The organism is Scytonema hankhaensis NUACC26, from assembly GCF_045865695.1.
Taxonomy (GTDB): Bacteria; Cyanobacteriota; Cyanobacteriia; order Cyanobacteriales; family Nostocaceae; genus Scytonema.
Window position 1 is genome coordinate 1 of record NZ_BAACAP010000126.1, and the last position, 20451, is coordinate 20451.

The window sequence follows — 20451 nt, forward strand, 5'->3', positions numbered from 1 at the left end:
TCCTCTTTGACTTCTTCGCGAACTTCCTCTTTGACTTCTTCGCGAACTTCCTCTTTGACTTCTTCGCGAACTTCCTCGTAATACCTTGTCTTCTTGATATCAAAATCACTAAGTCTGAACATTTTAGCTAACTCCTGACGGTTAATACGTGGCAGTTTGTACAGTACAATTGTTTCTATCAAGTCTAGCACTTGCTGTTGTGATTGTTTAGGGAGTTGTGTGCGTGCTTTATCAACTAAAGTTTGCGCTGCTCGTGGAGTGCGTTTTTTTGTCTCCACAACTAGCTTCATGATTCCAACTCCCAAGGATTGTTCAGCTATATCCCCTAGCTCGTTTAAATACAAACACGTGACTTGCTCGCTTCCCAGTAAAGTCACAAATGGATCTACTTCCTTTGGTTCCATACTACGTCTGGCAAAAATCACAACAGATCGCCACTTCTTAGTTGGCGCATAAAGACGTATGTAGAGAAAAAGTTCCGAAAATAACCTGGCGTATAGTTCGGGATCTTTCTGAAATTGAACTTCAACGAAGAAAATAGGTTTTTCCTTTAAATTAGGAGTGGGAAGAAATATCCCATCTATCCGAAAAGCTGTTTGTTTTAATTCCACGGAAGCAAAATCATAAGCACTTGCTTCCGTTTCTTGTTGGGCAATAAGTTCAAAAAAAGCCTCTGGAAATGTTTGAAATAGACGGTAAAAAATCGAATCTGTTTTCATGTCAACTTAGATAAACATTCCTATTATTTTAAGAGGATGTGTACCAAGCCTCAATTTATTTTTGTCTGGGCGATTGGAAGTCGCGCTATACAGGTAAAATACACCTACTTGAGTTGAAAATCCTTGATTCTTTATTAGTCCTTAGTTAAGGAACAATTTCTACCAATGTACCTTTTTGTACAACCTGATATAACTCCTCTACATCTTTGTTCTTCAAAGAAGGACATCCCAATGTCCAGTTCTTGCGATCGTCTATCATTGTGTCGCCACCTTGAGGAACACCGTGAATACCAACTTCGCCACCGATAGGCTGATACCAAGCAATTTTACCTTGAGTTTTTGCTTGGAAATGTTTTCTCCAGGATTGAGGGTTGGGATAATCTAACCACAGAAACTTTGACCATTGCGGATGAGGGTATAAATCTTTGATACGCAGCATACCTTCTGGAGTACGATTATCACCTTGTTGTAACTTATCTCCTGTTGGAGTACCACCGAAAACTACAGGGTAAGACTTCAATGGTTTTTGATTGTAGTAAACTGTGAGCCGATACTTTGACTTTTCAATCAAAATAGAGGTTTTTTCCTTAACATTTGCACTATTAATGAGTTGTGAAAGAGGTTTGTTGTAGTTCAATAATTCTTTGCCTATGGGAGGAACGTGCAAGGCTTGTTGTGACGGACAACCTGTTACACATTGTACTTCTGGAATTGCCGTAAAGGGAACCATAAATCCCTGACGAGCTAAAAGAAAATATAGTGTGGAAAAACTGGCTCCTAACAAAGCCGTTCCAAGAATATTCCTTTGATGATTTTTGTAAAAACTTTTCCAACTCACAGTATTTAATAAAATAGAAGTCTTTATCTGCTAGTTTAGTTTGGAGAATTTTCAATCTGCAAGGAAATTTGTTTGAAAAGTTTTTAGAAATACTTCTAGTTTACTAAGACGATTTTTGTAGCAGTGTCCACCATTCACTACTGGTGGGTAGTGCCCACCCTACGCCCATAGTGCGATCGCTGGTCTCGATCGGTCATAATAATGACTGAGGCTGCGGAGGCAAATTTGCTAGCGCCATTGAACTACCTGGCTTTTCTAACCTGCTATTCTGGTGAAACATGACTAATGATATGCGACGCGAGTTTACTAATCGCGATGAACTCGTAGCCTACCTCCGCGAACAATTTCCTGAAGCTGCACAACGCGATAACAACGTCAGCGAAACTGTAGGCGGACGCAAAGCAGCCAATAAAGCATTGCAAAAAGTAGATCCAGCACGCTATGGAAAAACACGTAACTTTTTCACAGGTGCGGTTACTCGGCTTTCTCCCTATCTTCGCTATGGCGTACTAAGTTTACGCGAAGTTAAGGACTATGCCCTGGAAAAAGTTAAAAACCAAGATGATGCTACAAAATTGGTTAATGAATTAGGCTGGCGCGATTACTGGCAAAGGCTGTATGCCAAGCTAGGTGATGGAATTTGGAAAGACCAAGAAGAATATAAAACTGGTTACACTGTCTCTGAGTATGCGCCAGAGTTACCCGATGATATTAAACAAGGAACCACAGGACGAGTTTGTATAGACAGTTTTAGCCGGGAGATGCGGGAGACTGGTTATTTGCATAACCATGCACGTATGTGGATGGCAGCATATATGGTGCATTGGCGGCGCATCCGTTGGCAAGCAGGCGCAAAGTGGTTTCTCGAACACCTTCTTGATGGTGACCCAGCCAGTAATAATATGTCATGGCAATGGGTAGCTAGCACCTTTAGTCACAAACCCTATTTTTTCAACCGCGAAAACTTAGAACGCTACACCGAAGGTGTTTACTGTCGGCAATGTCCGCTTTACGGTCATTGTGATTTTGAAGGAAGTTATGAAACCATAGAAGCAAAACTTTTTCCTAAAGGAGGATTCACCAAACAACCCAGTAGCCAAAGTTGGCAAAAAGGGAAAAAGCGACGGTAATTTACACTTTGGCGTGCTCAATCTAAGTATGAATCACCAGATCGCTTTAGGCTTACAACAGCAAATCATGCATCAAGTTTCCGCTCTCCAAAATTTTTCGCTTTTCGTTGAAAAGACAAAGGAAGAATTTGCCCTAGCTGCGAAGAGCGAAAATTTGGGGACTTAACCTTATCTCTTTTTACGGAAACGCTGGCGCATACGCCAGCCCCAACCCAAAGCTGTCATGGAACCCAAGATTGTGAGAGGTTCGGGAACTGGTTCTACATTGGCGTTGCTGGCTACTAATTTTGACGAGCCTATCACATCATTACCTCCATCGAACACACCTATACCTATGCTGTAACTACCAGATGTCTTAAAGGAATAACTGAAACGACCAGAATTTCCATTGAGAAAGAAAGGTGCTAAATTAGCAATCGTAACAAATGCTCGGTCATTGCTAGGGTCATTGCTTACAAATTCCCAGTCAAAGCTAAAAATATCACCAGATTGGAAGTCAAGAGCTATAGGTGATTTGATTGCAGAACCTTCCGTAGCGTCCAAACCAAGTGTTCCTGGCGCGATCTCTAAAAAAGTTTCTAGAGGACCAATTCCTAGATTCGGGTCTATTGGTGCATTACCAGAAACATTCACTATATTGTTGGGGTTGGAAGAAAAGTCGTCGTTACCATCAGTAGCAGCATTCGTTAATGTGGCTTGACCAACAGTTTGTGAAACATCACCGGAACGCTTCCAACTGCCAAGATCCACACTAGCTGCAAAAGAAGGTGTAGCAATTATAAAACTACTCAAGCTGAACACACTCAAAGCCGCAGCTTTTTTAGTCGAACGTTTGAGTAAAGACTTAAACAAACTTTTTACTGACATTTGAGAACTCCATAAATTCTGTTAGAAAGGTGTTGTTGTTGGTAGATGTCAGTTATGTTGTGAATCCCTAAATTTTTTTGGAAGCAATTTAGTATGAAGCTTTATCAACGGCTGAAGTCAGATAAATTTAGACAACAGTAGTCGTAGATTGATAGCGGAAATCATTTAAGCTTAGGGTTCCACCAGTAGTCTTCACCGTGATGAAGGGTCTGAAAATATCTGCACCAGAACCATCAGCATCAACTCTTACGCTAAAGCTATCAGGAGAACCACCGATCTGTAAAATTTGTAAGTAGTTATTAACATTGCTGCTACTAGTGTAGCTAGGTAAGTTACTAAGTAGTTCAGTAAAGACAAGCTTGTCTTTGCCTACCTCAAAGTTGTTCACTGTATCTCCCCGATCTCGGATATTGGTGTAGACAAAATCATCACTACCTGTACCGCCACTCAGAGTGTCTGCTCCTTGAAAACCAGTGATGATGTTATTGCCAGAGGAGCCAACTAGGGTGTCGCGTCCTGGTGTGCCGTTGACAATGTTATTGTTGCCTGGAACCACAAGAATCACTGTGTCTTGGTCATCTTCATTGGGGTTATTATTCCCTGGAGTAGAATCAGGATCTGTCTCGTTGACAGAAATGATTTCTGCTGTGTTAGTAATAGTACCACCACTGACAATATCGGCAGTAATTGTTAAGCTACGGCTGAGATTATCTCTCACATTGCCAACATCCCAAATACCTGTACTGTTGTTATATGTGCCTTGTTCAGCAAACGCGGACACAAAATTTAATCCGGTGGATAGCAGGTCGCTGACTTTGATACCACTAGCAATTCCTGGACCTTTATTTGTGAGATCCAAGGTAAAAGAAATGCGATCGCCAATCTGAGGATTAGTATTATTGACGGTTTTAGTTAGCTCTAAATCTGCCTGAGCAGGTAGGATTGGGTTGATAGTCGTTGTGCTGATTAGCGAGTTATTTTCTGTGTTGTAATCATCTTCATTGCCTGCGACACTGATAGTGCTGAGGAGGTTACCAGCAACAATAGATTTGAATGTCAAATTAATTGTTGCACTATCACCACTTTTGATATTGCCTAAGTTAGCAGTAAGTGTTTCCCCAAAGAGGCTGACAGGTGCAGTACTGCTTCTTACAAAGTTGGCTCCTGATGGTAAGTTTTCAGTTAAAACTACCTCTGTAGCATTGTCGGGACCATTGTTGGTAACACTTAAGCTGTATGTGTATTCTTCGCCAATGTCTACTCTAGGTTGATTAGTAGTCCTTTTAAGCAGCAGGTCAATCCCTTTTGTCTCTACAGTATTATTTGTCAAGTCAGGGTCTAACTCTGTGGCGGTAACAGTAGCAATGCTTCTTAAGCCTCCAGATACTTTGCGCTTGACAACAATATTGGCAGTAGTACTACCATCAAATGCTAAATCTCCTAAGTTGAAGCTGACAGTGCGGTTAGCAGGATTGAAGGAACCGCCAGCAGAAGCTGAGACAAAATCAACCCCTTGTGGAAGGCTGTTAACAAGAATAACCCCAGTAGCTTCATTAGGTCCGATGTTGTTGACTTCAAAAGTATAAGTTATATCTTGTTCTACAATTCCAGAGTCTAAAAGCTCTACTTGACGCAACGATAGGTTTGCCTGATTTGGTCTAGCAATACTAATAGCATCAGAAGCTATCCGAGAAAAATTAGAACCTTGAGCGACAACCCCTATGTTGTAACCATCAGGAGAGAGTAACTCTGTTTTACCACCGTATATACCATCTCCTGCTATTCCGTCTCCATTTTGACCATCATCTAGCAATGTGAGAACTTTTTGATAACCGTCTATCCCTTGAATGTTTGCCAGAACAGTCGCGCCTGTGACTGGAGAACCTGCATTCGTTAAAATTGCATTAATTTGGGCTTGATTGTTGCTATCTGGTTGCCCAACATCAAGGTTCAATAACAGTGGGTTTCCAGATATAACCGCAGCAATCGGCACATTACCAGTAGTACCACCTTGTTGTTCCAAACGAAGTTTGTAGGTTCCTTCAATTGGTGTTGGGATACTGAAGAAACGCAAGAATTGGGCTGCATCTGGAGTTCCTGCCAGAGTAGTGCCAACAACAGTACCATTTGGAGCTAATAAAGTTGCACTAACAGAGTCAGGTGCTATGTAATTTAATATTAAATCTGTACCAGTGGGGATGGGGATATCAATTTCCACAGATCCATTTGCAGATAGCTCAGGAGCTGCACTAAAGAAAATCGGTTCTTTCGTACATAGCGTGCTAAATTTTAATTAAAATTTATAATTATGCTTTATTTGCAAGGCTTACAGACACTTCTAGTTTCAATTTTAGAAAAGAATACTGTTATAAAGGTAATAATGGCTGTAATACAATCCAGACAAGGATTTTAAGCTAATTTTCCTATAAAAATAGCACGCTAAGTACGCAAGAGCCAAAAATCTGGGGCAATATTGTTAGGTTATACAGTTTAACCGCGATCGCAATTACAGATTTCTTGTAATGTCTATGCGATGCTCATACTGTATTGATACTCCGTGAGTTAAACTCTCACAGGAGAAATTGCTTGCAAGCTTGTAAACACACAGCTGTCAAAAGTAATTTTTTACTCTAGCCAAATTGAATTTATCTAGTGATGTTGCGGTAGAGACTCCCGGCACAAATTGTCAAATTTTCCTACAGCTATAGTGTTTGTTTTAATTGATACTATAGCTGTATAATCACTTAAGCATTTTTTTTGAACTTAATAGTGATAGATAGTATAAATTTACCTTTTCTTCAAATTTCAGAGCATTTTTGTAAACTATTTAGCAAAAAAGGAAATTTTTTAAAAGTTTCCTTGACAAAATGATAATTATGTGTTTTAACCCAGATTCTGTTTGAGGTGTTCCACGATGAAGTCACAAGCCATCATCATATAGACTCTCAAGTTAGTGTTACTAATGATACAAATTTTCCAATTCTTATAGTTCTAACTCACGTAGATTTTCTTGAAGTCTCTATTTTTTAGAAAAATACATTATTTGATACAAATTGAGTAGATAAAATCTAGTTTAGCTTAGTCTTATAATGCCGATGTGTCCGCACACTTAAGGCAATCGTCAATGCCAACGAATCATTTATAAATCCACACATCCCATGACTAAACCAATCATCTGGATACACGGCGACTGTCTTAGTCCCCAAAACCCCACACTCGAAGAGTACCCTGACGCACCAGCCATTTGGGTTTGGGACGAAGCTTTGATAGAAGAATGGCAACTAGGCTTAAAGCGCCTCACCTTTATCTACGAATGCTTGCTAGAATTACCTATCGTCATTCGCCGTGGCGATGTCGCAAAAGAAGTTTTAGCTTTTGCTAAAGAGCATAATGCTAACAAAGTAGTCACAGCAGAGAGTCCCAGTCCTCGATTTGATGCTATCTGTGACGAAATTGAACGTTCTTTGGAATTGGAAGTCTTTGAGGTAGACCCATTTTTTGACTACGACGGCTATATCGACCTCAAGCGCTTTTCCCGTTATTGGAAAGTGGCGGAACAATATGTATTTGAGTAACCGTTGGGTTTTCCCGACAAGATTCAAAAAGTTCTCTTACTACGCTCCATGTTCTAATAATAAACCTGACATATACTAGTACACGCCCAGACTATGCTTCCGCAAAGCACAACTAAAACTTGCAATAAAGGTTGATGAAGAACAAGCCAGAGTTGTGGGACTTGACCGCAGTGCGATCGCGATAAGTAAAGCTTGCTCGTTGCGCGAGATCGCATTTGATTTTTAGCTCGTGCCATATTGCTGTAGACTTATTTTCCAATCTGCCAAAACTCTGGGAGAGATGTGTTTACCTCGCTCCTTGATTAAGGTATCAGCCATTGTTGTCACCTCAATCGCTGTTTTGTGTCCTGTCTCTACCATTTCAGTTAATAATCGTAGCGTTCTAATGTAGGTAACATTGTATGCCTTGCAGGTTTCAACCACTAACCCATCATCACTAACACAAATCAGCAATTGATGACGGGCAATGGCAATTGTAAATCGATCGGCGACACTCAAAAGGGGCGCTTTTACGCTAAATTCTAGAAAACTGACAAACATCTCCTCTGTAGAAAGAGCTAGAGGTGTTAAGTATTGGTTAGCCGCTTGGCGAGTTAAAGGTTCTAATCGATCTGAGTCTAGAAGTTCTTGAGCAATGTACAAAGGTTTATAGTGCTGTTGTAACCATCCCCACTCGTTCAGCCAGCGAAAATCAATCTCGTGCTGTTGCGTCAAGAATTGTTCCATTAAGCAACTGCATAAACATCATTTTCTTGACGACGCATTCGCAGTTTTTCAACAATTAAGTTGAGCAGTTCTGCCGCTTTCATTTCTGAAATCTTATTCAATTGTAAAGACCGCCAAATTAGAAATTCATAACGTTCATTTTCTAGATAATCCTCTGCAACTAGTACTGGTGATAATTCCATTGAATTTTGCAAAGATGCACCATCATGTTTCTTTTTATAAATTACACAGATTTTAGCTTTCTCTTTAGCAAAATCAGTGATGTTCATTTCTGCTAAACGATTTAAGATGATTAGGTAACTCACCCGAAAATATCGTTTGAGTTTGACAACATCTTTGGTAAGTGAGTACATCCGCTCAAATTCAGCTTGAGGAACAAGTAGGTGGCTGGCAAAGTAATCAGCAATATGCTCTGGTGCTTTTTCTTCACATGAGCTTCCTTCTTCAATTAAAGGAGCCACTGCGTTGGACGGGTTCCCCGGCTTAAAGCAAGTGGCGTTGTCTTGGTACTCTACACGGTGAAAAATTAAGTGTCCAATTTCATGTGCAAGGGTAAATAATTGACGTTCAATGGTGATGTTATGGGTATTTACTAAAACAAAAGCACCTTCAGTATCAAAGGTACACTGTTTGGCATCATACCTAACCAGTTGGTTGCCACCTCTGTCTTACTGCTCTGCAAGAAACTTGTAAATCTCACGCTTTACCTGAACAAGCAGATCGCGTACTCGCAAAGCTTGCTCCAAATTACCACTGCGTGCAATTTGTGTGACAGCATCATTCAAATCCGTTAAAGTACGCCGCAACTCAATCAATTCAGAAGGCTTGCTTTCCATAAAACTGTCATAAGTGTTTCTTGAATCAGCCTGCTGGTTGCGATCGCTCAAGAATTGTCTACCACTGTCTGTAATCGTGTAAACACGCTTTCCATCGACTTGCTCGCTGGTCAAATAACCGCCTTCTTCCAGCATTTGGAGTGTTGGATAGACAGAACCTGGGCTAAGGCGGTGAAAGCCTCCTCGACGGGTTTCTAGTTCTTTAATCAGTTCATAACCGTGCTGAGGACGCTCAGATAGAAGCCCAAGCAGCATGAACTTGATGTCACCGCGACGGGTGCGAGGCTCATCTCCCCAACCACCACGAGATGAACCTCTGCGTCCATGTCGTCCACTCATGAAAAATTGATTGCCAGATCCAACTCCTGCCCATGCTGGATCGAGAAAACGTGAATGAAATTGTTTGAACATATTTAGATCCTTGTGTTTTTCTGATGCATCACGATATATCGTTTAATCCTAATTAGAATATAACGCGATATATCGGATGTGTCAATCACAAATTCTACATACTTGCTTAAGTGTTAATTAATTTCTTGTGGTGCGGGATTGGTACCCGCCACTTATATAGGACGGGCGAGGACGCCCGTACCACAAGATTGAGTAATTTATTTCTTGGCAATCCCTTACTGTGTGAAGCTCCTACAGATGGCTGAACACCGAACACAGCACCCTCTTAACCAGAGTTTGGTGTTCTAACGGTATAAAAATTTTCTAAAATTACCGAGGCTGAAATAGATCGTTTCCAATCCAATCAATGCGATCGCTTGGGATTTGGGAAGGCATAACTCCCACAAAGTTTGCGGCATCGTCAATACTTCCCTTACCATTGTATCTAGCTTGCATTGGGTAAGGAAATATCGGTCTTGTTCTGAGAATTTTTGCATTATTTCCCGTTGCTCTCTCGGTTGGATTGCTAAAACCACCGCTTGCTGAATCAGCAGACGTTTGGGATGCAATGACTTTAGTAGGTGGTTTATCTTGTTCAACCCAAGTCACGATTGAGGTGAGCCAATCCACACGGCTCGGACCCGTTCCGCCCTGACAGTGATAAACTCCAGGCAGCATAAACAACCGGGCAAATGATTGCACCTTGGCAAGACCGCCCAGTGTATCTTGAACTGCCTGATAGTAAGCGAGTGTACCCTGCGGAGGAATTGCTGGATCGGACCAGCCATGATAAAGAATGAGTTTCCCACCACGTTCGCGGAACGCTTTGAGGTTAGGATTGGTCGCATTGTACACTTTGCCTAGCGATCGCAGACGCTCGAAGCCCTCAGCTGTAAATTGCCAATCTTTGTAGGAGAAGGATGCAGGGGGACTTTTGGGAAAGGCGAGATATTTCAGATAGCTGTTAGAGATTTGGGCTGCAAAGGGCGGCATTTGAGATGTACCTATGCTCGAACCTGCCCACCCAAGTTCTGACCCAATCGTTTGGCTGCCGGGATAAAGTAGCTTACCCTGACGATCCACAGCACCCTTGTAGAGTTTATTAACGACTGCAATCTGAGCTGTTGTTAAACAAGTTGCAGTAGCGTCATTGTCAGTACAACGAAGCGATTCAGGCTTAAACGTGCAAACTCTTGGATCGGTGATTTGCCCATCTACTAGACCATCCTTCCCATCGCAGTCTGCGATCGCCGCCTGATGAATCAGCGCGAGTTTATCGGAGGGCAGAATCGGATTCCCTTGCGAATCTTCGTTCGCACGCCCATTCCACGTTTCATATTCTCCATTGAGTGGCGCTTGGATTGCAGCGGGTGCGCCAGCAATGATGCCGTTAAAGTCGTTTGGGTATCGCTGTGCTAACATCAGGGCTTGTCGTCCTCCATTGGAACAGCCCTGGAAGTAAGAATAACTGGGATCTTTTCCATAGAATGCAGTGGCGATCGCTTTTGCGGCTAGCGACGTAACGTGCTCTGAGCGGTAGCCAAAGTCAGCCCGCAGTTGGGGTCGATCCAGTCCCCAAAGTGCGCTTCCTGTGCCTATGCCACCGCCAACGTGTCCCGTGTTGTCAAAAGCAACCGCAAAGTTTTGATTGAGTGCAGCAATAGATTCAGGTGAAGCTCTCAAACTGCCGCAATATCCACCACAACCAACCTGAAGGTAGCGACGATTCCAATTTTGGGTAGGCAACTGCACCTCAAACTGAATTTGAGGTGTCACGTACCCTTTGACATCGCAGTATTCAGGAGTTTGAGCGGTAGCAGGAACGACTTGAGTAGAAAGGATTGCGGTGGGCGCATCGGGAATAGCTGCAAAATCTCTTTGCATCAAAGCACTACAGGGATTCGACTCCCTTTGTGGCATTGGGAGTTGTGCCATCTCAGAACTCCGGGACGATCTCGCACTAATATTTGACAGCAGTACTGACAATAGAAAGGCGATGATTAAGACTAGCGTAACCCTCAAACCATTCCAAAATAATGTTTGCTGTTTCTGAGATCTCACCCCACATCTCCTCTGGATTGCAGCCTAAATACACGAATGACTTGTTTGCTTTTTAGCGGACAATCTTAAAGCTTTCTTCTCTCTATAGGGGTATGTTACAGCGCTTTGCATCTGAATGAGGTACACCCCCCTTTCATCCCCCCAAGGCATCGGGGGGACAGAGGGGGGTAATTTTTGTACCTCACCAAGTTGAAATCTGCTGTATGTGGGGGAGATGCACTAGACGTATATGCTTAACGTATTAATTATTCAGCAAGTATAGAGTTTGAGTTACAATCTGATAACGTACCAATTGAAATAAAAACAAATAATGCAACCCATTTATCAATGACATTACAAAATCCCTTAACAAATTATGAAGAATGTTTTAGAGGAGATTTAGAAGTTAAAAATGTTCATTTTAAGGAGATAGTTAAAGATGGAGTCAATTTTCAAAATGACATTGAAAAATCTACAATTATTAAAGGGGAATTACGCATGGGAGAAAAAGTACTTAAAATTAAATCAAATCAATTTATTATGACTGGAAAGTCGGGAATTCAACGTTTAAGGAATATCGAAATTTTTCATCCAAAAAAAATTACAGAAGTACAGTTACGTATTGCTGGTGAAGAATTAGAAGTTTCTGGAGCAATGGCAGGTTTAGAAGTTCGTATTGCTGGTAAGATAGATGGAATTCAAGTAGGATTAGATAGACTTTTTCTAGTTAGTAGACTTCAATCAAATTTATTAGCTAATTAGGGATTTTTTAATGAGTTAATCATCGCTATTATCTCTTCTGCTAGTACTCTTTTTGTCTCCTTATCGACCTGGTTAGTGAATGATTTTTCAACTTGGTCAGCTTTTACTTCAAAATTAACCCAAAAGCCATAATTAACATTTAAGCCGTTTTATTGATTTGAAAACGCTAGCTATCACAAAGGTGTTTTTGGATATCTTTACTCTAATTTATCACAAAATTTGAAGAAATAGGAGTCAAAAACTACCAAAATGTATACGGCACAATGATTCCATTACTTTAAAGTATGACTCTCAAATAAAAATCAAAGTAAAAATTTAGTTTTTAATCGTTCCTGGTATATTCTAGTATATATATATTAAAGAGATAAGAAAGTTATGTCCTCAATAGAATTTTCGCAAGAAGTAGAAAACCGCTTGGACAATCTTGCTAAAGTAACAGGGCAACCCAAGGCATATTACCATCAAGCTATTTTGCAGTATATTGAGGACTTGGAAGATATTCACCTTGCTCTTGAACGCTTAGAAAATCCAGGTCGTCGTTGGACTATGGAAGAAATAAGGAAGGGTAAAGACCTTGCGGAAGATTGAATGGGACGATGCAGCTCGCAAAGAATTACGCAAGCTCGACTACACAGTTCAGGAGCAAATTTTGACATATCTTGACAACCGAATCGCAACAGAAGAAAACCCAAGACGTTTCGGTGAAGGACTCTCAGCAGACAAAGTAGGTTTATGGCGTTATCGTGTTGGTGATTATCGTATTGTGTGTCAGATTGAAGACCAAAAATTGGTAGTGCTGGTAGTAAGAGTTGGACACCGCCGCAATGTATACGAATAACAAAAGACAAGGAAAACGTTAATTGAAAGTGCGATCGCTCTCCACTAAAAAGTTATACGCAGAGGTTTCTGGAGATCCGCTATTCAAAGATGTGTTATCTGTACTTAAACACATTGAACTCATCTGACTTTGATAGTGACGAAGAGCAACGATTGTAGCAACAATGACAAATACAGTACTAAGGTATAAAATTTTCATAGCGAATACTTTGTATAAGATAAGGTGACAAGTCCTTTAACAGCACAAAACCAAAGCCTATAATTGCAAGGATTTGCTTCAAATTTAAATTAGGGAATTCTAGTTGTGTATTGCCTTCTGCGCTTCACCCAAGAGGGTGATTTTGTTAGCAGCTATTAATGCTTTTTAGTTAATTTTGTATTGTTTGTAAGATATTCGTACAGTAGCTAATTTAATCTTCTTCGACTATAGATAAAAGTCATATAAGATTTATGACTTTAGTCATATCTTCATATTTGTCAGGGGGGAATGCGAACAGTGAGGCTCAGACTCGCAAATGCGCCCAATCTTAAGGCGGAGCCTTTAGTAAGGCATTCCCAGGCGGAGCCTGGGAACGAGGTAGGTAGAGGATCTGAACAAATACAACAAAGATTAACTTTCTCGATCTAAACGTAGAACAGCCATAAAAGCTTCCTGCGGAACATCTACCGTACCCACGGACTTCATCCGCTTTTTACCTTTTGCCTGTTTCTGTAAGAGTTTTTTCTTACGGCTAATGTCACCACCATAACATTTAGCAAGAACGTCTTTTCGTAATGCTGGAATGTGTTCGCTCGCGATTACCTTGCTACCGATGGATGCTTGGATGGGTACTTTGAATTGATGACGGGGAATGAGTTCTTTGAGTTTTTCTGCCATCGATCGCCCAACACCATAAGCTTTGTCTCGATGAACGATCATTGCTAAGGAATCAACTGGATCGCCATTGATTAAAATATCCAACCTAACCAAAGGATTTTCTCGGTAACCAATCAACTGATATTCCATACTCGCATAACCGCGAGACCGAGATTTCATTTGATCGAAAAAGTCGGTAACAACTTCTGCCAATGGGAGTTCGTATGTTAAGGTAGTTCGTCCTTGTGTGAGATATTTCATATCCTTAAACACGCCACGCCGATTTTGCGCTAACTCCATCAAAGTACCGACGTAGGTTTCCGGCGTAATCATATCTACCTGAACGTAAGGTTCCTCAATTTTTTCCCGTTCGTTAGGTGAAGGTAAGTGACTGGGGTTATCAACGTAAATTTCCTCGCCTTTAATGGTTGTTACCTTGTAAACTACTGATGGGGCAGTAATGATAAGATCCAGATTGTATTCTCGTTCTAAACGTTCTTGCACGATCTCCATGTGCAATAAACCTAAAAAGCCGCAACGGAAACCAAATCCCATCGCACTTGAAGTTTCTGGTTCAAAATGTAATGCAGCATCATTAAGTTTCAGTTTGTCAAGTGCTTCGCGTAAATCTTCAAATTGGTCGGCATCAATGGGGAACATTCCACAGAATACCATTGGGTTGGCTTCTGTATAACCGGGTAATGGTTCAGTTGCTTTGGCACCAGAGAGGGTAATAGTATCGCCCACCCGTGCATCTGCTACAGCTTTGATTGCTGCTGATAAGTAGCCCACTTCTCCGGCGTGTAATTCATCCACTTGCTTTTGAGTGGGGGACAAGACTCCTACTTCATCAATTTCGTATTCTTTACCAGATGCCATGAGGTAAATGCGATCGCCCTTCTTCAACTTACCATCCATGACCCGGAAATAAACGATTACGCCCCGGTAACTATCATAATAGCTATCAAAAATCAATGCTCTTAGACGCTCATCTATCGTATTTTGTGGTGCTGGTATCCGCTCAACAATTGCTTCTAAAATGTCATTAACGCCAATGCCTTCCTTAGCAGATGCTAAAATCGCACCACTACAGTCTAAACCGATAATTTCCTCAATTTCCTTAATCACTCGGTCTGGTTCTGCCCCAGGCAAATCAATTTTATTCAGCACTGGTATAATTTCCAGATTATGTTCTAGAGCCAAATAAACGTTTGCCAAGGTTTGAGCCTCAACACCTTGAGAAGCATCCACAACAAGCAACGCGCCTTCACAAGCTGCAAGAGAGCGGGATACCTCATAAGAAAAGTCTACGTGTCCAGGGGTATCAATAAGATTCAGAACATACGTCTGACCATCTTTTGCTTTATAATTCATACGGGCAGCTTGCAGCTTAATGGTAATGCCGCGCTCCCGTTCAAGATCCATGTTATCGAGAAACTGTTCTTTCATTTCTCGCTGCTCTACAGTACCAGTCACTTGTAACAAGCGATCGGCGAGGGTAGATTTTCCGTGATCTATGTGAGCAATAATACAGAAATTGCGAATGCGAGATGCGGGAACGTCAGTCATATACTTCTTTGCTTTGTAGGCAATAAGGAATAAAAGAGCAATATACTTTAACGTATTGTAATGCTTTCTTTGCTTTGACGGGAGAAACACCTGACCAGTGACCGATAACCAGTGACCAGTGACAAATGACAAATGACAAATGACAAATGACAAATGACTAGTATTCACCAATTAGAGGCGTACAATAAACAACAAGTGAGATCTAATAGACTAAAAGAGGCGAGTTGCATTTGCACTCGCTCTCATGTCGAATAGACCCACTTGACTAGCTAAGTAGAAAAGATCGAGAGCAAATTTTTTATGAATATGAAAGAAAAATCTACCGATGCGGAACAAAGAGTAGCCGATAAGGTGGAAATAGCAATTCGTCTGGATTCTGAGTTATTAGAACAAATTCAGCATTTGACCAACGATCCTAGTAAAGTGATTGAAGTGGCAATTCGCCAATGGTTAAGGGGGGACACGCCAAGAGATGATGAACTGACACGAACACCAGTACGCAAACCTTTACCTCCTCGGGGGGAGTGGAATGATTGAGGTGAAAATCAATTAAAAATATCAAGAAAGGTTAAAAAATTGTAAAATTTTACATACTAAACCTTAGAACAGCCTAAAACTAAATCTCGATTATGCTATAGCTGTAAAAATTTATGCCAAACTTGATGCAGCGACTAGCAAAGATTTATTGGGTTGCCCTTGATATGTATCCAACTCGAGCCATGAGTATTGCTGCTAACTCACAACGGTCAAATCTATTGTCACAAAATTCTGAAACTACTACTAGTAACACTAATGGCTTGTGGGCAAATTTAGGAGCCGAGTTGGTGTACACCCAAGAGAGAACAGGACGTTACCTGACTTTTTACTGGCAACACAGCGAGAGAGTTGGGTTAAGCCCGGAGACGTTACTTGATGATGCCAGTGCAGAACAAGTCTTCGCTCCAAAGAATGAAACTGTCTATTTGGAAAAGTTGCAGCTGGTGTTGACAACTTTGGTGCCGGAAAAATATCAATGCTGGTTCAGCTATGGTTCGCAGTTGTTTGAGTTGGAGTTGACTATCAGTCCAATAATGTCTTCTGTGGGAAGCGTTCCAACAACTGTTTTAGTGATGGGACGTCTTTTGCAAGAAGTGATGGCAAGTCAACCGGAAAACTTAACACTTCAAAAACCCGTAGCGCTAAATTCGGTATTACGTTCCCATCGTCACCAAAAATTGATCAATCAAATCACCAGAAATATCCGGCGTACATTAGATCTGGATATTATTTGGCAACAAACAGTGGATAGTTTGGGGAAAGCTTTACAACTAGAACGTTGTATTATCTGCCCGTATCACTCGTCTAGTAGAAAAGTACAGGTAACAGCAGAATATCACCAGTCAACCAGAGGTTCGATGCTGGGCTTGGAAATAGATTTGGATTCTGAGTCTAGCTTTGCTCGAGCAATTTCAACTCTGCAACCAATTGTGGTGGACTCACCCCAACATCCTCAACTAGAGCAGCAAAAAATGCTGGTGATTACTACGTGTTACCAAGATCAACCCAATGGATTAATTGCTGCGACTCTTCGTGATTCTTGTTGTTTCATCGCGGGAGACGATCTCGAACTCGCAAAAGATGTCGCCGATCAACTCGGTACTGCGATCGCTCACGCAACTTTATATAAAGAATTAGAAGCAGCTCGTGAGGAAGCAGAACAAGCCACTCGCCGCATTCGAGATTTCCTTGCCAATGTCACTCATGAATTGCGAACGCCGCTTAATGGTATAATCGGCTTCTTAAAACTGATTTTAGAGGGAATGGCAGACGATCCCGAAGAACAGAAGCAGTTTCTACAAGAAGCGCATAAATCATCATTATATTTACTTGATATTATTAACGATATTTTAGATATTGCCAAAATCGAAGCAGGCAAAATGGAATTGGAACTGCGTTCGGTGAAATTAGATGAGTTATTTAGTGATGTAGAAAATTTTATGCGCCCTCAAGCCGAGGGGAGAAATCTCAGTTTCCGAATGCAAATGCCAGCCACATCAGATGAAATTATTGTCCAAGGCGATTACCAGCGCTTAAAGCAGGTAATGTTAAATTTAATTGGAAATGCCATTAAATTTACCCATGAAGGGGGCATAACAGTCACAGCCGATGTTGTTCGCAAAAAAGTCACTTTCCAAGATAGACAGTTGCCCGGTATGGTACGTGTACGTGTAGCAGATACGGGTATTGGAGTTTCTTTAGACAAACAAGACAAATTGTTCCACTTATTTAGCCAGGTAGATGGTTCTCGTACCCGTCAGTATGGCGGTACGGGTTTAGGGCTAGCAATATCTCAAAAGCTGGTTGAGGCGATGGGGGGTGAAGTGAATTTTTACAGCTTAGGTGAAGGGCTTGGCTCAACAGTAACCTTTACAGTCCCCTTATATCAGCAACCACTCATAATTGATTAGGGATTGGCGATTGGCGATTGGGGATTGGGGTATGCCCAATTAAATCTAGTAGGATTGTTTTAGTAGTAGTTAGCCAACTCCCTATCTTTAAGTTACGAGGTTTAAAACTATGGAAACTATGGCACTCACACCTGACAATGTTGAAACCGTTTTAGATGAAATGCGTCCCTACCTCATATCTGATGGTGGTAACGTGGAACTTGTAGAACTTGATGGTCCCGTTGTCAAACTGCGGTTACAAGGTGCTTGTGGTTCTTGCCCCAGTTCTACCATGACTCTCAGAATGGGTATTGAGCGTCGTCTGCGGGAAATGATTCCAGAAATTGCAGAAGTGGAACAAGTGATCTAGCGATTGGGGATTGGAGATTGGGGACTAGGAAGGATGGGTTAGTAGAAGTAGGTTGACTCAAGTGTGTTGTGACTCTATGTAGTAGGCTAATGAGTTAGAACCCCATATAACTAATAACAATTCCCAATCCCCAATCCCCAATCCCTAATTACCTATGACTCATCCCCTCTACGTCGCTTTTATCTGGCATCAACATCAGCCACTGTATAAATCTCCTGAAAGCAGTGCAACTCTATCTACTTCTCAACAATATCGTTTGCCTTGGGTGCGTTTGCACGGTACTAAGGACTACCTGGATTTAATTTTGATTTTGGAACGCTATCCTAAGTTACACCAGACGGTGAATTTGGTTCCATCTTTAATATTGCAACTAGAAGACTATATTGCTGGTACTGCTTTTGACCCTTACTTGGAAGTGAGTTTGTCACCTGTCGAACAACTGACTGACCAGCAGCGAGAGTTCATTATACAACACTTTTTTGATGCCAATCATCACCATTTGATCGATCCGCATCCTCGCTACGCTGAGTTGTACGATCGACGACAAAACAAAGGACAAGCTTGGTGTTTTTCTAATTGGGAATTGCAGGATTACAGCGATTTGTTAGCTTGGCATAATTTGGCGTGGATCGATCCTCTGTTTTGGGACGATCCGGAGATTGCGGCTTGGTTAAAGCAAGGCAAGAATTTTACTTTGGGCGATCGCCAGCGCATTTACTCTAAGCAGAGAGAAATACTTAGGAGAATTGTCCCGCAACATCGGAAGATGCAGGAAACGGGGCAGTTGGAAGTGACAACTTCGCCGTATACCCATCCTATCTTACCCTTGCTAGCCGATACTAACTCCGGGCGCGTAGCAGTGCCTAATATGACTTTACCAGAATCTCGCTTTCAGTGGGCGGAAGATATTCCCCGGCATTTGCGAAAAGCATGGGATTTATATGTAGACAGATTTGGGCAGACGCCGCGTGGTTTGTGGCCCTCAGAACAGTCAGTTAGCCCAGAAATATTACCGTATATTATTAATCAGGGATTTAAATGGATTTGCTCGGATGAAGCAGTATTAGGGTGGACGCTACAACACTTTTTCCATCGCGATGGAGCAGGGAATGTTAAAGAACCAGAATTGCTGTACCAACCATATCGCTTGCAAACATCTGCAGGAGATTTAGCGATCGTATTTCGCGACCATAGATTATCAGATTTAATTGGGTTTACCTATGGAGCCATGTCTGCCAAACAAGCAGCAGCAGATTTGGTAGGGCATTTACAAGCCATTGCGCGGATGCAAAGAGAAAAGCAACCAGAACAACCTTGGTTAGTTACCATTGCTTTAGATGGTGAAAATTGCTGGGAATTTTATCCCGAAGATGGTAAACCTTTCTTAGAAGCTCTTTACCAGAATTTTACAGACGAACCACACCTAGAACTAGTTACTGTCTCAGAATTTATCGAAAAGTTTCCCCCGAAAGCAACCATTCCAGGAGAAAGATTGCACAGTGGTTCTTGGGTTGATGGTAGTTTTACAACTTGGATAGGAGATCCAGCGAAAAACCGTGCTTGGGATTACTTAACACAAGCTAGGCTAACCTTAGCCAGTCACCCAGAAGCAACAGAAGAGAACAACCCCGAAGCATGGGAAGCTTTGTATGCAGCAGAAGGTTCTGACTGGTTTTGGTGGTTTGGTGTAGGGCATTCTTCAAATCACGACGCTATCTTCGATCGCTTGTTTCGAGAACATTTATATGGCATATACAAAGCTTTAAATGAACCCATCCCCTCTTATCTTCGCCAACCAGTAGAAATCCACGAAGCACTATCAGATCGCCGCCCGCAAAGCTTTATTCATCCTGTCATTGACGGTAAAGGTGACGAGCAAGACTGGGACAAAGCCGGACGTGTTGAAATAGGTGGAGCACGGGGTACTATGCATAGCAGTAGTCCCTTACAGCGACTTTGGTATGGAGTCGATCACCTCAATTTTTACTTGCGAGTGGACTTTAGAACAGGCGTAAAACCAGGGCAAGATTTGCCACCAGAATTAAATTTACTGTGGTTTTATCCAGACAAACCCATGAATAACAGCCCAGTTCCCCTAGCAGAAGTTCCCGATATTGCACCAGTGAACTACCTGTTCCACCATCATTTAGGGATCGATTTGCTTACACAGTCAACCTATTTTCGAGAAGCAGGGGAACACTACCAATGGCATCCCCGTTTCAGTCGAGCGCAAGTTGCTTTAAACAATTGTTTAGAGATAGCAGTTCCTTGGGCAGATTTGCAAATTCCGCCAGATTATACTTTGCGTTTGGTTTTGGTTCTTGCAGATGAAGGGAGTTACAGCGCCTACTTTCCAGAGAATGCATTGATTCCCATTGAAGTCCCCTAGAGATTACCAAGAAATAAATTACCCCGGATTGTGGGACTACCTCAGATTGTGGGACTACCTCAGATTGTGGGACTACCTCAGATTGTGGGACGGGCGTCCTCGCCCGTCTTATACGAATGGC

20 protein-coding genes are annotated in these 20451 nt (G+C 41.8%); 9 read left to right on the top strand and 11 right to left on the bottom strand.

The features are described 5' to 3' along the window. On the bottom strand, nucleotides 1-719 hold a 719-nt coding region (locus ACKTT2_RS07090; protein ID WP_407885258.1), incomplete at its 3' end, for an Rpn family recombination-promoting nuclease/putative transposase. Between the two features lie 145 nt (nucleotides 720-864). Beyond that, complete coding sequence (locus ACKTT2_RS07095) at nucleotides 865-1557, bottom strand: L,D-transpeptidase family protein (RefSeq protein WP_407885259.1); 693 nt, start codon at nucleotides 1555-1557, stop codon at nucleotides 865-867. A gap of 278 nt (nucleotides 1558-1835) precedes the next feature. Here ACKTT2_RS07095 and ACKTT2_RS07100 point away from each other — a divergent pair, with 278 nt between their 5' ends. After that, nucleotides 1836-2687 (top strand): FAD-binding domain-containing protein, encoded by an 852-nt coding sequence (locus ACKTT2_RS07100; RefSeq protein ID WP_407885260.1) that lies wholly within the window; start codon nucleotides 1836-1838, stop codon nucleotides 2685-2687. 168 nt (nucleotides 2688-2855) lie between these two features. Here the strand turns inward: ACKTT2_RS07100 and ACKTT2_RS07105 are convergent, their stop codons facing one another. Together ACKTT2_RS07105 and ACKTT2_RS07110 are read right to left on the bottom strand one after the other, a co-directional pair. Beyond that, entirely contained in the window at nucleotides 2856-3554 is a 699-nt protein-coding gene (locus tag ACKTT2_RS07105) for a PEP-CTERM sorting domain-containing protein (protein WP_407885261.1), read from the bottom strand. A 127-nt stretch (nucleotides 3555-3681) separates the two neighbouring features. Further along, the gene (locus ACKTT2_RS07110; protein WP_407885262.1) at nucleotides 3682-5772 is read right to left on the bottom strand and encodes a choice-of-anchor X domain-containing protein; all 2091 of its coding nucleotides are present in this window, start codon (nucleotides 5770-5772) and stop codon (nucleotides 3682-3684) included. Nucleotides 5773-6712: 940 nt separating this feature from the next. Between ACKTT2_RS07110 and ACKTT2_RS07115 the strand changes: the two genes are divergently transcribed. Beyond that, a complete protein-coding gene (locus ACKTT2_RS07115) occupies nucleotides 6713-7129 on the top strand; it encodes a hypothetical protein (RefSeq protein WP_407885263.1) in 417 nt (138 codons plus the stop codon). A 53-nt stretch (nucleotides 7130-7182) separates the two neighbouring features. Here the strand turns inward: ACKTT2_RS07115 and ACKTT2_RS07120 are convergent, their stop codons facing one another. From ACKTT2_RS07120 to ACKTT2_RS07140, 5 genes are all read right to left on the bottom strand, one after another. Then, nucleotides 7183-7365 carry a hypothetical protein gene (locus ACKTT2_RS07120; RefSeq protein ID WP_407885264.1) on the bottom strand — a complete coding sequence of 61 codons (183 nt, stop codon included), beginning with the start codon at nucleotides 7363-7365 and terminating at the stop codon, nucleotides 7183-7185. Then, complete coding sequence (locus ACKTT2_RS07125) at nucleotides 7352-7855, bottom strand: hypothetical protein (RefSeq protein WP_407885265.1); 504 nt, start codon at nucleotides 7853-7855, stop codon at nucleotides 7352-7354. The genes ACKTT2_RS07120 and ACKTT2_RS07125 overlap by 14 nt, the downstream gene beginning before the upstream one ends. Then, nucleotides 7855-8505: an ImmA/IrrE family metallo-endopeptidase gene (locus ACKTT2_RS07130; protein ID WP_407885280.1), complete on the bottom strand. Its 651-nt coding sequence runs from the start codon at nucleotides 8503-8505 to the stop codon at nucleotides 7855-7857. The genes ACKTT2_RS07125 and ACKTT2_RS07130 overlap by 1 nt, the downstream gene beginning before the upstream one ends. An 18-nt stretch (nucleotides 8506-8523) precedes the next feature. Beyond that, nucleotides 8524-9102 (bottom strand): PadR family transcriptional regulator, encoded by a 579-nt coding sequence (locus ACKTT2_RS07135; RefSeq protein ID WP_407885266.1) that lies wholly within the window; start codon nucleotides 9100-9102, stop codon nucleotides 8524-8526. A gap of 309 nt (nucleotides 9103-9411) precedes the next feature. Further along, complete coding sequence (locus tag ACKTT2_RS07140; protein ID WP_407885267.1) at nucleotides 9412-11142, bottom strand: tannase/feruloyl esterase family alpha/beta hydrolase; 1731 nt, start codon at nucleotides 11140-11142, stop codon at nucleotides 9412-9414. Between the two features lie 327 nt (nucleotides 11143-11469). Between ACKTT2_RS07140 and ACKTT2_RS07145 the strand changes: the two genes are divergently transcribed. The 3 genes from ACKTT2_RS07145 (at nucleotide 11470) to ACKTT2_RS07155 (ending at nucleotide 12721) form a co-directional block, all read left to right on the top strand. Further along, nucleotides 11470-11883 carry a hypothetical protein gene (locus ACKTT2_RS07145; protein ID WP_407885268.1) on the top strand — a complete coding sequence of 138 codons (414 nt, stop codon included), beginning with the start codon at nucleotides 11470-11472 and terminating at the stop codon, nucleotides 11881-11883. A 375-nt stretch (nucleotides 11884-12258) separates the two neighbouring features. Then, on the top strand, nucleotides 12259-12471 hold the full coding sequence (gene relB / locus ACKTT2_RS07150) for a type II toxin-antitoxin system RelB family antitoxin (protein ID WP_407885269.1): 213 nt from the start codon (nucleotides 12259-12261) through the stop codon (nucleotides 12469-12471). After that, entirely contained in the window at nucleotides 12458-12721 is a 264-nt protein-coding gene (locus tag ACKTT2_RS07155) for a type II toxin-antitoxin system RelE family toxin (RefSeq protein WP_407885270.1), read from the top strand. The genes relB and ACKTT2_RS07155 overlap by 14 nt, the downstream gene beginning before the upstream one ends. An 18-nt stretch (nucleotides 12722-12739) precedes the next feature. Here ACKTT2_RS07155 and ACKTT2_RS07160 read toward each other — a convergent pair whose 3' ends face one another. Together ACKTT2_RS07160 and lepA are read right to left on the bottom strand one after the other, a co-directional pair. After that, on the bottom strand, nucleotides 12740-12919 hold the full coding sequence (locus ACKTT2_RS07160; protein WP_407885271.1) for a hypothetical protein: 180 nt from the start codon (nucleotides 12917-12919) through the stop codon (nucleotides 12740-12742). 411 nt (nucleotides 12920-13330) lie between these two features. Beyond that, nucleotides 13331-15145 (bottom strand): translation elongation factor 4, encoded by a 1815-nt coding sequence (gene lepA, locus ACKTT2_RS07165; protein WP_407885272.1) that lies wholly within the window; start codon nucleotides 15143-15145, stop codon nucleotides 13331-13333. Between the two features lie 300 nt (nucleotides 15146-15445). Here lepA and ACKTT2_RS07170 point away from each other — a divergent pair, with 300 nt between their 5' ends. The 4 genes from ACKTT2_RS07170 (at nucleotide 15446) to ACKTT2_RS07185 (ending at nucleotide 20330) form a co-directional block, all read left to right on the top strand. Further along, nucleotides 15446-15682, top strand: a complete 237-nt coding sequence (locus tag ACKTT2_RS07170) for a hypothetical protein (RefSeq protein ID WP_407885273.1) — start codon at nucleotides 15446-15448, stop codon at nucleotides 15680-15682. A gap of 182 nt (nucleotides 15683-15864) precedes the next feature. Continuing rightward, nucleotides 15865-17592, top strand: coding sequence for an ATP-binding protein (locus ACKTT2_RS07175; RefSeq protein WP_407885281.1), 1728 nt, complete (start codon nucleotides 15865-15867; stop codon nucleotides 17590-17592). A gap of 118 nt (nucleotides 17593-17710) precedes the next feature. Then, nucleotides 17711-17941 carry a NifU family protein gene (locus tag ACKTT2_RS07180; RefSeq protein WP_407885282.1) on the top strand — a complete coding sequence of 77 codons (231 nt, stop codon included), beginning with the start codon at nucleotides 17711-17713 and terminating at the stop codon, nucleotides 17939-17941. Nucleotides 17942-18095: 154 nt separating this feature from the next. After that, on the top strand, nucleotides 18096-20330 hold the full coding sequence (locus ACKTT2_RS07185) for a glycoside hydrolase family 57 protein (RefSeq protein WP_407885274.1): 2235 nt from the start codon (nucleotides 18096-18098) through the stop codon (nucleotides 20328-20330). The last annotated feature ends 121 nt before the right edge of the window (nucleotides 20331-20451 follow it).